Source organism: Citrobacter sp. S55_ASV_140, from assembly GCF_018919505.1.
Classification (GTDB): Bacteria; Pseudomonadota; Gammaproteobacteria; order Enterobacterales; family Enterobacteriaceae; genus Citrobacter; species Citrobacter werkmanii.
This window is the reverse complement of the sequence record NZ_JAHLQZ010000101.1, coordinates 1-14,718: the sequence shown is the minus strand read 5'-3', so window position 1 is coordinate 14,718 and position 14,718 is coordinate 1. Positions and strand designations below refer to the sequence as shown.

The 14,718-nt window shown below is 54.7% G+C and carries 14 protein-coding genes; 3 read left to right on the top strand and 11 right to left on the bottom strand.

What is annotated here, in order from left to right; all coding sequences use genetic code 11:
- From KQJ18_RS15115 to KQJ18_RS15100, 4 genes are all read right to left on the bottom strand, one after another.
- The coding region (locus tag KQJ18_RS15115; protein ID WP_216422223.1) for an SDR family NAD(P)-dependent oxidoreductase at positions 1–333 on the bottom strand (333 nt) is incomplete at its 3' end.
- A gap of 58 nt (positions 334–391) precedes the next feature.
- Positions 392–1,228: a 5-dehydro-4-deoxy-D-glucuronate isomerase gene (gene kduI, locus KQJ18_RS15110; protein WP_160955405.1), complete on the bottom strand. Its 837-nt coding sequence runs from the start codon at positions 1,226–1,228 to the stop codon at positions 392–394.
- A 480-nt stretch (positions 1,229–1,708) separates the two neighbouring features.
- A complete protein-coding gene (locus KQJ18_RS15105; RefSeq protein ID WP_006686936.1) occupies positions 1,709–2,887 on the bottom strand; it encodes an acetyl-CoA C-acetyltransferase in 1,179 nt (392 codons plus the stop codon).
- Between the two features lie 102 nt (positions 2,888–2,989).
- The gene (locus KQJ18_RS15100) at positions 2,990–3,874 is read right to left on the bottom strand and encodes a LysR family transcriptional regulator (protein WP_069324839.1); all 885 of its coding nucleotides are present in this window, start codon (positions 3,872–3,874) and stop codon (positions 2,990–2,992) included.
- A 101-nt stretch (positions 3,875–3,975) separates the two neighbouring features.
- On the opposite strand from KQJ18_RS15100, the gene KQJ18_RS15095 reads away from it, so the two are divergent.
- Both KQJ18_RS15095 and KQJ18_RS15090 read left to right on the top strand, forming a co-directional pair.
- Positions 3,976–4,431, top strand: coding sequence for a multidrug/biocide efflux PACE transporter (locus KQJ18_RS15095; RefSeq protein WP_199952288.1), 456 nt, complete (start codon positions 3,976–3,978; stop codon positions 4,429–4,431).
- 142 nt (positions 4,432–4,573) lie between these two features.
- Positions 4,574–5,803 (top strand): amino acid permease, encoded by a 1,230-nt coding sequence (locus KQJ18_RS15090; protein WP_038633372.1) that lies wholly within the window; start codon positions 4,574–4,576, stop codon positions 5,801–5,803.
- Positions 5,804–6,190: 387 nt separating this feature from the next.
- Here KQJ18_RS15090 and rcnR read toward each other — a convergent pair whose 3' ends face one another.
- Positions 6,191–6,463 (bottom strand): Ni(II)/Co(II)-binding transcriptional repressor RcnR, encoded by a 273-nt coding sequence (gene rcnR / locus KQJ18_RS15085; protein ID WP_003825567.1) that lies wholly within the window; start codon positions 6,461–6,463, stop codon positions 6,191–6,193.
- A gap of 120 nt (positions 6,464–6,583) precedes the next feature.
- Here rcnR and KQJ18_RS15080 point away from each other — a divergent pair, with 120 nt between their 5' ends.
- A complete protein-coding gene (locus KQJ18_RS15080) occupies positions 6,584–7,465 on the top strand; it encodes a nickel/cobalt efflux protein RcnA (protein WP_216422222.1) in 882 nt (293 codons plus the stop codon).
- 45 nt (positions 7,466–7,510) lie between these two features.
- Here the strand turns inward: KQJ18_RS15080 and KQJ18_RS15075 are convergent, their stop codons facing one another.
- From KQJ18_RS15075 to KQJ18_RS15050, 6 genes are all read right to left on the bottom strand, one after another.
- Positions 7,511–8,893, bottom strand: a complete 1,383-nt coding sequence (locus tag KQJ18_RS15075; protein WP_216422221.1) for an amidohydrolase family protein — start codon at positions 8,891–8,893, stop codon at positions 7,511–7,513.
- Between the two features lie 12 nt (positions 8,894–8,905).
- Positions 8,906–9,856, bottom strand: a complete 951-nt coding sequence (locus KQJ18_RS15070) for a carbamate kinase family protein (protein WP_216422219.1) — start codon at positions 9,854–9,856, stop codon at positions 8,906–8,908.
- 26 nt (positions 9,857–9,882) lie between these two features.
- A complete protein-coding gene (locus KQJ18_RS15065) occupies positions 9,883–11,433 on the bottom strand; it encodes a hypothetical protein (protein ID WP_038633383.1) in 1,551 nt (516 codons plus the stop codon).
- A 120-nt stretch (positions 11,434–11,553) separates the two neighbouring features.
- Positions 11,554–12,969: a DUF1116 domain-containing protein gene (locus KQJ18_RS15060; protein ID WP_110496944.1), complete on the bottom strand. Its 1,416-nt coding sequence runs from the start codon at positions 12,967–12,969 to the stop codon at positions 11,554–11,556.
- Complete coding sequence (gene fdrA / locus KQJ18_RS15055) at positions 12,969–14,516, bottom strand: acyl-CoA synthetase FdrA (protein ID WP_085048783.1); 1,548 nt, start codon at positions 14,514–14,516, stop codon at positions 12,969–12,971. Before fdrA ends, KQJ18_RS15060 begins: the two co-directional genes overlap by 1 nt.
- On the bottom strand, positions 14,494–14,718 hold a 225-nt coding region (locus KQJ18_RS15050; protein ID WP_216422217.1), incomplete at its 5' end, for a DUF2877 domain-containing protein. The genes KQJ18_RS15050 and fdrA, both read right to left, overlap by 23 nt.

Here is a 14,718-nt window from a genome sequence, read left to right as displayed (position 1 = left end):
GTCATCCCAGTCTTTTTCGCTGAAGTCGATCGCATCGTCACGACGGATAAGGCCCGCATTGTTGACCAGAATATCGATATGGCCGAATTCTGCCACTGCGCGCTCCAGCAGCGCTGGAATACCATCAATTTGGCGCAGGTCGGCGGTCAGACTCAAGAAACGGCGGCCCAGTGCGGTCACACGTTCGATGGTTTCCGTCGGTTCAACAATGTTGATACCGACAATATCGCAACCCGCTTCCGCCAGCCCCAGCGCCATACCCTGACCCAGGCCGGTGTCGCAACCGGTCACAACGGCGACTTTACCTTCAAGAGAGAATGCATTCAAAATCATTGTAAATCCTTAATTTTTTATAATGCCCGCCGCAGGCAGGCACGGCTGTCGCCCGCAACTAGCGCAGATCTTTGACGGCGACATGGTCCATATCATCAAAGACCTGGTTTTCACCCACCATGCCCCAAATGAACGTATAAGCTTTTGTGCCAACGCCTGAGTGAATAGACCAGCTCGGCGAAATCACCGCCTGCTCGTTGTGCATCACAATATGACGCGTTTCCTGGGGCTGTCCCATCATGTGGAAGACGCAGGTATCTTCTTCCATGTTGAAGTAGAAGTAGACTTCCATACGGCGTTCATGGGTATGGCACGGCATGGTGTTCCACAGGTTGCCCGGCGCCAGTTCAGTCAGGCCCATGCTCAACTGGCAGGTTTCCAGCACATCCGGCACAAAATATTTATTGATGGTGCGACGATTACTGGTGAGGTTGTCGCCCAGCGTCACTGGCGCAACGTCAGCAGGCGTGACTTTTTTGGTTGGATAAGTCGTGTGGGCCGGCGCGCAGTTGTAGTAAAACTTCGCCGGTTTCGCCGTATCAACGCTGGCAAACACGACTTCTTTTGCCCCTTTGCCGACGTACAGCGCATCACGATGACCAATTTCATAGCACTGACCGTCAACGGTAATCGTGCCCGGACCACCGATGTTAATCACACCCAGCTCACGGCGTTCGAGAAAATAGGTTACGCCCAGTTGTTTACCGACTTCGCCACCCACAGAGACGGTTTTGGCCACAGGCATAATACCGCCGACAATAATACGGTCGATGTGGCTGTAAACCATGGTGTATTCATCTGCGACAAATACTTCTTCGACTAAAAACTCTTTACGCAGCCCCTGAGTGTCGAGGGTTTTTGCATGCGCACTATGGATGCTTTGTCTTACGTCCACATTTACCTCCAGTGATAAATTGACCGTGAATACTTTAACGAATAGCAAAACGCTGTTCCGTTTTATCTAATGCGCTCATGATAGCCCTCCCGGATAGGGTTTTCAATTGCAAATGAAACGTTGTTTCACTTTTTCCGCATCTTATTATCAAAAGTGTAATTGCGATCACGCTCGGCAAATAAATCGCGGGAGCACTTCAAATAAAATCATTTAAAACAATTAGATAGATAAAACGCAAAGGAGATAATCATGAGTGGCAGGGATAAGACATTGAAAATACAGCCGGGCATATACGATGTTCGTACACCTTTGCTGACAAAGTGCGCAGTCAATCACATGAAATGAAACAATGTTTTGATATATTGACGGCGTTTAGAGTGTATGTTTCTGTAACTGGCCTTGCCCTCCTGTTGGAGGGCTTTTTTATGGATGCCGGGGTAACACACAAAAAAGGCGTTTAAGATGGGAAATCTAAGATCGTTAGTCTCGTTCGATAGCGAGCGCCACCCCTTGACCGCCGCCGATACACAGCGTTGCCAGCCCTTTGTGCGCCCGACGTTTCACCATTTCATGCACCAGCGAAACCAGAATACGACAACCCGATGCGCCAATCGGATGGCCAAGCGCGATAGCGCCGCCGTTCACATTTACCCGCCGCTCATCCCACTCCAGCATTTTCCCAACGGACAATGCCTGCGCGGCGAACGCTTCGTTGGCTTCGATCAGATCAACATCAGCCAGTTGCCAGCCCACACGCTCAAGGCAGCGGCGCGTAGCATACACTGGCGCAATCCCCATCAGTGCGGGATCGACCCCGACGCTGGCGAACGCGCGAATGCGGGCCAGCACCGGCAAATTCAGCTCCTGCGCCTTGGCTTCGCTCATCATCATCACCGCGGCGGCGCCATCGTTGATGGATGAGGCGTTCCCCGCTGTGACCGAACCGAGCCGGTCGAAGGTAGGATCCAGACGCGCCAACCCTTCCGCACTGGCATCGGTACGCGGTTGCTCATCGGTATCCACTACGAATGATTGGCCATTACGCTGGGTCACCACCGGCACGATTTCATCTTTAAAGCGTCCGGCGTCGATAGCCATCCGAGCCTTGTGTTGCGAGTGCAGCGCGTAGGCATCCTGTAATTCACGGCTAATGCCATATTCCCGCGCCAGGTTTTCCGCAGTGACGCCCATATGATAATCGTTGAAAGCATCCCACAGACCGTCATGCACCAGGCTGTCGACCAGTTGACTGTTCCCCAGTTGTGCGCCAGTGCGGCTATCGGTAAGGACATGCGGCGCACGGCTCATATTCTCCTGCCCGCCGGCAATTACAATGTCAGCTTCACCGCACTGGATAGCCTGGGTCGCCAGATGCAGCGCTTTCAGCCCCGAACCGCAAACATCGTTAATGGTGATGGCGGAAACGGTATTAGGTAGCCCACCATTGATGGCGGACTGACGGGCCGGGTTCTGCCCGGCACCAGCGGTAAGCACCTGCCCGAGGATCACTTCATCCACGGCGTGAACATCCACGCCCGTGCGTTCCAGCAACGCTCTGACCACCATGCTGCCTAACTCAACGGCAGAGTGGCGCGCCAGTGTTCCCTGGAAGCAGCCGATCGGTGTCCTTAACGCCCCGACTATCACAACCTCTTTCATCACTACCTCAGCGCAAAATAACACCGCAATAGTAGATGATTGTTAAAAGTAGTTATCAAAGTTGTTTAAAAATGGTGATTTTTATCACAAAGGAATTTCGTATCATTTATTGGTCATCTGAACGCCACTCTGCTGTAAATGGTCGCGCAGCCAACTTCCCGCCACGCCAGGCGGTGATTTCTTATTCCACAACAGATCGATAGAGATAGCCTTTGGCCAGCCGGGCACCTGTAGCTGAACCAGCGGTTTTTCCGCGGCAAACTCCTCCACCAGCGCACAAGGGAGCGCGCACCAACCGAATCCCTGAACCGCCATACTCAGCAACAACAAATAGTTAGGCGCTGACCAGACCGGTCCGCGCGCCACGTTTGTACCGCTTTCCAGGTAGGTATTCAGGCGCAGTTCGCGCCAGGTGTGGAGTTGTTCCCATTGTAGTTTTTCCTGACTCGCCAGCGGATGCGAGTCCGCAACGTACAACCCCATCCAGGATTGCATCGGCAGCCGCGTCACGCCCATGTCGGTCGGGTAATCCTCTCTTGCCTCAATCAATCCGACCTGCGCGCGCCCTTTTTGCAGCAGATCGATCACGTCTTCATCTTCGCCAATCAGACATTCAAACTCGGTATGCGGAAACTTGCGGTCAAACTGCACCATCAGTTCTTCCAGCACATCCGGGTGCAGCGTGTCCGAAAGCACGAAGGTCAGGCGCGCCTCCGTCTCACCCGACAGCGAGATTGCCGCCTCATCGAGACGTTCGCTGGCCGTCAAAATTGCCTGCACATAGCCCAGCACCCGTTTACCTTCTTCGGTCAGCGTTGGCTGACGGGAGGATCGGTCAAACAACGCAAAACCGAGATCGGCTTCCAGATGCGCAATAGCCGTACTGATAGTGGACTGGCTTTTACGCAGCCGTCGGGCCGCCGCAGAAAATGAGCCGCAGGAAACGGTCTCTACAAATGCCGTTAACGCTTCAGGAGAGTAACGCATGAACTATCTACTTTATCGATGGATACTATCTTTTAAATATCACATAAAACGATAAAATTGCCACCATTCCGTTATCCGGGCATCAAAGAAGGTTTTAGGTTATGCAACACGATATAGTCCAGCGCCGCTCGTTAGTAGAGCGAATTTTTCATGCCGTTTGTTTTGAAGGCATTGCCACCGCGATCCTTGCGCCGACTACCGCGTGGCTGATGCAGCGTTCGGTGCTGGAAATGGGCGGACTGACCATTATTCTGGCTACCACGGCGATGATCTGGAATATCATTTATAACGCCCTGTTTGACCGCTTATGGCCGTCGCATCGGGTAAAACGTACGGCTAAAGTTCGCGCCTTTCACGCCTTAGGCTTCGAGAGCGGTTTTATTGTGATCGGGGTGAGTATCGTGGCGTTCGTGCTGAACGTCAGTCTGCTTCAGGCATTCACGTTGGAAATAGGTTTCTTCCTGTTCTTCCTGCCGTACACCATGTTCTATAACTGGGCGTATGACACATTACGCGAGCGCATGATGAAGCGCCGCCAGCAGCGCGTTACTGCCTGATAATTCAATAAATAGTCGGAATTATCTTGATTCCGGCTATTCATCCATTCACCAGCCCGCTTGTTCACACTTCCCCCAGCTCCTCTCATTTGTGGTAAATTGCGCTTCTTTTTGTTTATTTTATAGTTGATACGTTCAAATAATGTCGAAAATTTGGTCAAAAGAAGAGACTCTCTGGAGCTTCGCACTATATGGGACTGCCGTCGGCGCAGGAACCCTCTTCCTCCCCATACAGCTGGGTTCTGCAGGCGCGGTGGTGCTGTTTATCACCGCCCTCGTGGCCTGGCCTTTAACCTACTGGCCACACAAGGCGCTCTGCCAGTTTATCCTGTCGTCAAAAACGTCAGCAGGCGAAGGCATCACCGGTGCAGTCACCCATTACTACGGCAAGAAGATCGGTAACCTGATCACCACTCTCTATTTTATTGCCTTCTTTGTCGTCGTGCTGATCTACGCCGTGGCGATAACCAATTCACTCACCGAACAACTGGCAAAACATATCGCCATCGATTTGCGTGTTCGCGTGCTGGTGAGTCTCGGCGTGGTGCTGGTACTGAACCTGATTTTTCTGATGGGCCGACAAGCCACCATTCGGGTTATGGGCTTTCTGGTATTCCCGCTCATCGCGTACTTTTTGTTCCTTTCGCTCTACCTGACCGGAAGCTGGCAGCCAACGCTACTCACCGGCCAGATGTCTTTCGATCAGCACACGCTTCATCAGGTTTGGATCTCTATTCCCGTGATGGTTTTCGCTTTTAGCCATACGCCAATTATCTCAACGTTCGCCATTGACCGACGTGAGAAATACGGCGAGCAGGCCATGGGTAAATGCAAAAAAATCATGAAGGTCGCCTACGTCATCATCTGCCTGAGCGTACTGTTTTTCGTCTTCAGCTGTTTGCTTTCGATTCCAACAAACTATATCGAAGACGCGAAAAATGAAGGCGTGACCATTCTGTCAGCGTTATCGATGATGCCAAACGCACCGGCATGGCTGTCGATTTCCGGGATTATTGTCGCCGTTGTGGCGATGTCAAAATCGTTCCTTGGCACCTACTTTGGCGTGATTGAAGGGGCAACAGAAGTGGTAAAAACGTCGCTGCATCAGGTGGGCGTGAAGAAAAGCCGGGCTTTTAACCGCGCCCTGTCCATTATGTTAGTTTCGGCCATTACGTTTATCGTCTGCTGCATTAATCCTAATGCGATTTCAATGATTTACGCCATTAGCGGGCCACTCATCGCCATGATTTTGTTTATCATGCCGACTCTCTCCACTTATCTGATACCGGCGTTAAAGCCGTACCGTTCAGTGGGTAATCTGATCACTCTGATTGTCGGGTTGCTGTGTGTATCTGTGATGTTTTTTGGCTAGAACGTATAGTTAACGGCTCATTCTCCTGAAATTGGGTGCGATGCCGCTCATTTAACGACTCAGTTTCAGAAAGTATCAACCTGTGTTAGCGGAAGTAATGAACATGCTATCTCAGAGAAAGGGTTCCGTTCACCTCATGTTCATTGTTTCTCTGAAGTACCGATTCCTGTGAACGTGCAAGGGAGGCTCACCGCCGCCTCCCTTGCAACCCAGGCTCCCGGCGGGATTGTAAAGGGCGTGGCGAAGAACGCCCTTTACACGTTCACGGGTATCGATGCTTCAGATAAATGACACTGCTGAGGTGAACGGAACCCTGAGCAAGAATCACATATTCACCCTACATGCTTAACTTGACGGTATTGAACGTGGATGAGCCGTTCAACTGACTTATTTGATATACGAATCCAGTACTTTCAGGACCACATCCAAATCTTCTTCGCGCTTTATTTCATCGCCCTGATGCACGATGTGCTCGGTCAGATGCCCCTTAATCACCTCACGCATTAACCCGTTTACCGCACCGCGGATCGCCGCGATTTGCTGCAATACTGCCGCGCATTCATGCGGTTCATCCAGCATGGTTTTCAACGCCGCTACCTGCCCCTGAATCTTGCTGGTTCGGGCTTTCAGCTTTTGTTTGTCGCGGATCGTATGTGACATAGCTTTACCTTTTTAACGTCTTGCCGTAGCGACAATACCATCGACATTCTACTGGGGGGTAGTATTTCATACTGGGGGGGAGTAGAATCGGGCAAAATTAAACAACTAAGAATCATTCTCATGGGTGAGTTTTCTACACTTCTTCAGCAAGGCAATGCCTGGTTTTTCATTCCCAGCGCGATTTTATTGGGTGTGTTACACGGTCTGGAACCGGGACATTCGAAAACGATGATGGCGGCCTTTATTATTGCCATTAAAGGCACCATCAAACAGGCGGTGATGCTGGGGCTGGCGGCAACGCTGTCGCATACCGCCGTGGTGTGGTTGATAGCACTGGGCGGGATGTATATCAGCAAAGCGTTTACCGCCCAGGCCGTTGAGCCCTGGCTGCAGTTTGTCTCGGCGATTATTATTCTCGGCACTGCATTCTGGATGTTCTGGCGCACCTGGCAGGGAGAGCAGAACTGGCTGGCCCGGACGCATCACGAGCATCACCATGATCATGACGATCATCATCGCCATCATGACCACGATGATGATCATCACCATCATCACCATCATCACCACGAACACGATCATGACCATGCCGCGCTGGCAGGGCTGAGCGAGGATTCAAAAGAGTATCAGGATGCTCACGAACGGGCGCATGCCACTGATATTCAGCGCCGCTTTGCGGGCAAAGAGGTCACCAACGGCCAAATATTACTGTTCGGCCTGACCGGCGGGCTTATCCCTTGCCCAGCCGCCATTACGGTGCTGCTGATATGCATCCAGCTCAAAGCCTTCACGCTGGGCGCGACTATGGTGCTGTGCTTCAGCCTAGGACTGGCGTTGACGCTGGTGACGGTGGGTGTGGGCGCAGCAATCAGCGTACAGCAGGCGGCCAAACGCTGGAGTGGATTTAATACGCTGGCACGCAAAGCGCCTTATTTTTCCAGTGCGCTCATTGCGATGGTCGGCTTATATATGGGCATTCACGGCTATATGGGGATCGTCGGTTAACGAGCAGAGTGCGCAGCAGCAGTTGCCGCTGCGCGTAAATCCAGACTAGCTTGCGACATTCCCCCACACCAGTTGTCCTTTATGGAAGGTCGCGGTGCGGGGGGAGATGCGGGCAACCGCTTCTGCCGAACAGGAGGCATCCACCAGCACAAAGCTGGCTTCATCCTGCGCTTTCGGCCACACGCGTTCGCCTTTATCGTTTAGCGGCAGCACATCGCCGGTGGCAAGAAACAGCGCGCGCGACAGGTTAAGCTCGTTGGGGCGAATATAGAGCTGCGCGTACAGATTCGCCTTCTCCAGCATGTCTCCCAGCCCGTACGGCGACCAGTGGTCAATCACGCTGTCGGTCCCGGTAATCACCTCCACGCCTTTGTCACGCAGTTGTTTGAGCGGCATATGCAGCGTGCCAATCGGCACCGTCGAGGCAATGGTAATCTGCTGAGCCGCCATACGAGTCGCCAGCGCGTCAACCTGCTGTTCGTTAAGCGTTGCCAGCGCGAAAGCGTGGCTGATGGTCAGTTTGCCCTTCAACTGCGGCGTTTTCTCTACCGTTTCCACCATGTAATTCACCGCCGCCACGCCCGCCGGGCTGGTTTCATGCAGATGAATATCCACGCCTTTATCGTAATCCAGCGCAATCTGGAACATAGTGGCGAGGGATTTTTCCATCGCCCCGTCCACGCTGGTTGGGTCCAGACCACCAACGTAATGCGCCCCCGCTTGCATCGCTTCACGCATCAGCGGTTCAGATTTTGATAACAGCAGGCCATGCTGCGGAAATGCCACGATTTCACAGGCAAAACCCGGCTGACGACGCGCCAACACCGCCTGCAAGTTTTCCAGGTTTTTCAGCCCGGAAACCGGTTCGATGTTGCAATGGCTGCGAGCAATCGAGGTACCTTTGGATTGCAGCAAATCGATAAGCTTTTCCGCGCGCTCCTGGGTGTAAGGCTGGAGTTCAGGCAGCAGCTTTTGCTCCAGGCGGATCATATCCTGAATAGTGGTGCCAGCCGGACGGTTCAGTGAGCGCCACGGACCGCCATAAAAGGTTTTATCCAGGTGGATGTGCATGTCGCGCATAGCGGGCAGCATCAGCTTGCCGCCCGCATCGTAGTGCGGCAGTGTCGCATCCGGATGCTGCTTATTCTCGCGCAACGCAACGATTTTTCCGTCCTGGATTTCGATGGTTTGCAGCGCGGTACGGGTATGGACTGCCACCGAATTTTCGTACCCGAACCCGGCTTCCAGCAGGACGTTATCCAGGTAATAGTGTTTATCGTTAATCGTCATTGTGCTCTTCGGCCCGCAGGTGTTCCCGACAGGATTAGCAGCATACGCGACCGGGGCCACCGCGCCAAACAGCGCGGCAGCGGTCACCATTTTTCCGCTCTGGCTTAAAAATTCGCGGCGGCTGTTACTTTCTTTCATTCGCATCTCCTCTCAGGAATGGACAATGTGGGTACCCGTTTCGCCGCGGAGTGCGGCGGGCAGACATTCCGGCGTGGTGATGATTACCCGCTTACCGCCGCGTGCCAGGAATGTCAGGCTGGCAACGATTTTGGGTAGCATGCTGCCCGGCGGGAAATGTCCTTCCTGCATATAGCGGGTCATCGTGGCGACATCCACCGTATCCAGCGCCTGCTGCTCAGGTTTGCCAAAGTGAATACACACTTTCTCAACACCGGTGGTGATCACCAGAATGTCGGCGTGAATCTCCTGCGCCAGCAGCGCTGTGGAAAGATCTTTATCAATCACCGCGTCCACGCTCTGGTAATCACCTTGCTCACCACGCACCACCGGGATCCCGCCGCCGCCCGCGCCAATCACCACAAAGCCTTGCCGGGTTAGCGCCTTAATCGCCTCCGCTTCGACGATGCGCTTCGGCTCTGGCGAAGCGACCACCCGACGGTAGCCGCGCCCGGAATCCTCCACAAAGCACCAGCCGGGATTGACCCGCAGCAGTTCATCGCGCTGGGCTGCGTTAAAGAACGCGCCGATAGGTTTGGTTGGATTCGCGAAGCCCGGATCGTTTTTGTCGACCTCCACCTGGGTCACCACGGTGACCGCTTTCTGCTCGCCGCGCCGCGCCAGACGATTGTTCAGCGCTTGTTGGATCAGATAACCGATGCCGCCCTGGGTATCGGCGACACAGTTTGCCAACGGGGTCAACGGCAAACCTTCACGCTCATGCGCGATTTCCGCCCGTCGCAGATCCAGCCCCACCTGCGGTCCGTTACCGTGCGTCAGCACAATGTTGTAGTCCGATGCCAGCATCTCCAGCACCGTATCCGCCACCGCTTTCACCGCTTCAGCCTGGTGCGCAATCGACTGGCTGGCGTTATCTTTGATAATGCTGTTGCCGCCAATGGCAACGACCACAAGTTCTTTCATAGTGTCATCTTCCGCTTGCAGGCGATTCAGGTGGATTTTGTCGGTTGCTGCTCAGGCGCAGTCACCGCTTCACGGCTGTCGAGCACGTGCTTGAGGACAAACATGCCGCTCATCATCAGGTAGGCCAGCACAAACATCATTGAGCTGCCCTCTGCAAAGCCGACCGCCGGGGAGTGGATCACGCCAAACAGCGACAGCAGTGCGCCAAAGGCGGCGGCAATCGCCCCACGCAGCGGCTTATTCATAATGGCGAAGATGGCGACACAGCCCCACAGCATGCTGGCCAGCGGCGCGCCGCTTCCCAGATGCACCAGCCCGTCGTAATAGACGCCTTTGCTGTGCAGCAGGTCGCTACCGAGCTTACCGGCTGACGTACCGGCCGCGCCCATCACGCTATTAACGATGGTTAGCGCCCAGTTAGCGATCCACGGGAACAGACAGATGAAGATAACGGGAACCTCGACTTTGGGCGTTTCTCGCACCACCTGGTTGGCGGTCACCACGCCGATAAACACCAAAATCGGCACTATCGCGGTCATCGGAATAATGGCGAGCATAAACGCCCCCAGACCAAACAGCGGTACCAGGAACATGGTGATGCCTGAAGCGAGGGTGTAACCAATGCTGGCGCCCATCGCCTTCCAGCCTGCATGGCCGACATACACGGTCACCGGGAACGGGTTGCCCAGCATGCAACCGAGCATGGAGGCAAAACCGTTCGCCATCATGACCTTACGGGTGTTGTACTCATCGCCTGCGGCGTGCGCGCTTTCTATGTTTTCGAGGTCAAAAATGTAGTTCGCCAGACCCAGAGGCACCGCAGACGCCAGATACGGCAGCGCGTGCGGCAACCCTTGCAGGAAGCTGTCGACATGAATTTCCGGCGGGTTAAAGCCAAAAGAAGACATCGACGCTTTAATCGCTTCCGGGCTTTGCAAACCCGAGATCCACGCCAGGGCCGTCCCGGCAATCAGCAGCAGCAAACCGGTAGGAATGCGGGCAAAAATCGGCTTCTTACCGAACCAGTTAATAAAGATCAGCAGCAGGACGATGAAAGAAACGGTTGGCGCTTCAAATGCCTGCAGCATTGGGTTCATCGCCAACAGCAGCAGACCCAGGCCGGATAAACAAGAGAGCAGTACCGTTCGTGGGATCATCTTGCGGATGGTCTCGCCCAGGAAGGAGCCGCCCACCAGGATTAACGCTTCCACAAAGCACCATACCAGCGCAATCTGGATGGCGAAGTTGGCATCTTTGGTTTGCTGATAAACCGGCATCAGCACCAGGAAGGTCACGGTAAAGATCGACGGTGCGCTCGGCCCGGACGGCAGCGCCGTTACGTCATTACGTCCGGTATGTTTTGCCATTTGCAGGCCAAACCAGGCGTAGCAGACGCTGGCCACCAGCACCGCCAGGCCAAAGGCAGGCGCAATGCGGCCATAGACTATTTCGGTTGGGATCCCGACGACAAAAATGAGCAGCCCCATCATTGTCAGCAGGTTCGTCAGGTTGTTGGTCATCAGCCCAAAGTAAGCCGCCCAGTCACCACGTTTCCATTCTAGTTTTATGCTGTTCATGGAATATCCTTAACAGGTTAAGCATCGTTTGCGATCGCGGAGATCGCCCAGCCCTGCAGGTAAGCAACGTTTTGCGCTTTGCTACTGTGGGGCTAACACCGTTAGCCCCGGTTGTTGTTATTAGCAGTAGCGGTCACGCCAGTTGAGGATCGCCTTTTCAAAACAGGCGAACGGCGGGTGAACGATTCCGGCGCCGATCATGCCGATCCCCGCATCTTTGTGCGCAATGGCGGTGTTGATCACTGGCAAAATGCCGGTGCTGCCCACGCGCGTAATGTCGATAGCAGTCGGTACGCCCATAAAACCGAGCAGCGGAATGGTAACGTTGGGGTTTTCACCGAGGGTGATTTCGCGCATCTGGCGAGAGAAATCGACCGCCTCCTCGACCGTACCGCCGACCAGCGCCACAATGGCAGGCGCCGTCGCCATGGCAAAACCGCCAATGCCATAGGTTTCGGTAATCGCGCTATCGCCAATATCGCGCCCGGAATCTTCCGGCTTATAGCCCGCGAACATTGGGCCAATCACCTGCTGCGCCGGACCGGTAAACCATTGCCCCGGCAACCCGCTGACGCGCAGACCGAACTCGACGCCGTTACGCGCCATCGTCGTGACCACGGTGCTGTATTCAATGCCGTGTGCAGCGTCCATCGCGGCTTTACACATCGCCATCCAGGTCGGCCCGGAGAAGTAATCACTGCTGAGGACGAACTCGAATACCTCGCGCTGCTGCTCAACCGGATAACCGGTCTGGATGATCCACGGCGTTAGCGCCTGAATCAGTAGCGCCGTCCCGGCGTTGTTACGGTTATGGCATTCATCGCCCATGTGCAACGCCTGCGCCAGCATCAGACGCAGATCGATTTCGCCCGCCAGTTTCATGGCATCACGCAGCATCGGTCCCATCACATCGCGCATCCAGTTCAGGCGATCGATAACGCTCTGATCGTTCGCCCCCATGCGCAGGATCTTCGCCATCTGCTCGCTCATATTGGTATATGCGCGGTTGCCGTAGGTTTTGTTCTCCACGATGTGCATAAACATCGACGCTGACGTCACACCCGCCATCGAGCCAACACAGTCATGCTCGTGGCACGGAGAGAAGATGATCTCCCCCGAGGCGGCCAGTTCGGCGGCTTCATCCAGATCTTTCGCCAGCCCTTCAAACACCAGCGCCCCGGTTACCGCGCCCTTCATCGCGCCGCACATTTTTTCCCAGCGGATCGGCGGGCCGGCGTGCAAAATGGTGTTGCGGGTCATGCCCGGCACCACGTTGATGGCCTGGTCATAACCAATCAGCACCGGATGCGACTGGATGATGCGCTCCAGCGCCTGCTGGTTAGCGGCCGCGATTTTGTCCGCCAGCGGCGAATCAGCAATGTCGTCCAGCGCCGCGACCACCTGCATGTTGCCCTGGCCCGGCGGCGTCCAGTCAAGCAGGGTTACCGGTACGTTCTGCTTTTTCAGGTCATCGCTGAACATCGCGATGCCGACGTTAATCACGTTCAGCGGCTGGTTAAACAGTGTCTGGCTCATCAGGCTTCCTCCCCTTTACAGATAAATTCACGCGCCAGCAATCCGGTGTTGGTACTACTGCTCGCCCAGATAACCCCGGCATCGGTCAGCATCTGGCACTGTTTTTCCAGCGACGGCGTATCGAGATCGGTTCCCAGCACATAGCCGAGGATTTCCAGAGGACGACCCTCTGCGGCGGCGATCGCTTTGGCTTCAACGATCGCGTCCAGCATCACCCCGACCGGATCTTCATGCGATCCAAATCCAAGCACGAAATCCATCACGATCACGCCCACTTCAGGATCGCGCGCCTCCTGCAGCAGACGACTGATACGGTTGGTGGGATCGATCATCGGGTGTGGTTTACCGTTGGTAAAATCGTCATCACCGAAATCAAGGAAGGTATGCGCCACGCTGCGGTTGAGATCTTTCAGGCGGAACGCCGGATCGGGGTGAATGTTGCTGTAAACCTGCGCGTGTTTTTCCATGGCGGCAAACATCGCCTCATCACACAACGTGCCGCCGCAGAATAAGCCACGGATGTACTTTTGCTGTGGGGTCAGGCGGGCGCGGACCTCTTCAATCAGCGGCCAGTTGAGCGGATGCAGGTCCAGGCTCTCTTTTTTCACGCCGGTCAGCAGCACCGCTTTCAGCGCCGCTTCTTTGGTACCGCGTGCAAACTGCAGACCTTGTTCATCCGCAGGCGCGGCTTCGCGTCCGAGGAAGCACACCACGACTGGCTTTTGGCAGGCGCGCGCACGCTCCAGCACCTTGCGCGCCACCGCTGGGGCAGGAGGTTTAGAGATAAGCGCAATGATTTCGGTTTGCGGATCGGCTTCCAGCATGCCAATCGCATCAAGCATCATCAGGCCGCCAATCTTCTCACTCAGATCGCGACCACCGGTGCCAATCAGTTGGGAAATCCCGCCGCCAAATTCATGAATGCGCACGCTCAGTTCCTGGCTGCCAGTGCCGGATGCGCCCACAATCCCAATGTTGCCGCGACGTACCGCGTTGCCAAAGCACAGCGCCGCGCCGTTAATAATGGCGGTTCCGCAGTCTGGCCCCATCATCAACAGCCCCTTTTCGTGCGCCAGCTGTTTTAGCGCCAGTTCATCCTCAAGAGAAACGTTGTCAGAGAACAGCATCACATTGAGGTTATTTTGCAGCGCCTGACGCGCTTCACGCGCCGCAAACAAACCGTTGACCGAGATCACCGCCAGATTGCTGTCAGGAACATGCTTTTTCGCGCTGGCGAGCGTGGCATAGCGCGCTTCATGCTGGCCGCCCTGCTCTTTATGCGTAAACAGATCTTCAATTGCGACCAATGTCTGGTCGTTCGCCGCCTCGCTGGCGCCTTTAATGACAATCATCAGGTCGCCACTTTTCGCCTCTTCCAGTTCAGGCGTCAGCAGGCCGAGATTCTTCAGCACGCCCTTGTTCATTTCCGTAGCCATCGCCACGAATGCCTGCTCAACGCCATCGAGCTTATTGGCGCGTGTGGAGATAGACATCAGTGAAACGGAATCAAAATACGTGTTCTTTTTAACAACTATCCTGATCGACATAATTCCCTCCGGACCTGTGGCTCAGGGCGCAGGCGTCCGCCATGCCATACAGCATGTCGCAGCCAGAACTTGAGCCGATATTTTTAATGTCAGTAATATATTGCGTAGAAACGGGTTGTTGCTCAGTAATAATATGCTGCAGCAGCCGCACGACGCTTTCCCGATAACGTTGATGCAAAGCTTCTTCGAGCGTTATTTTGCT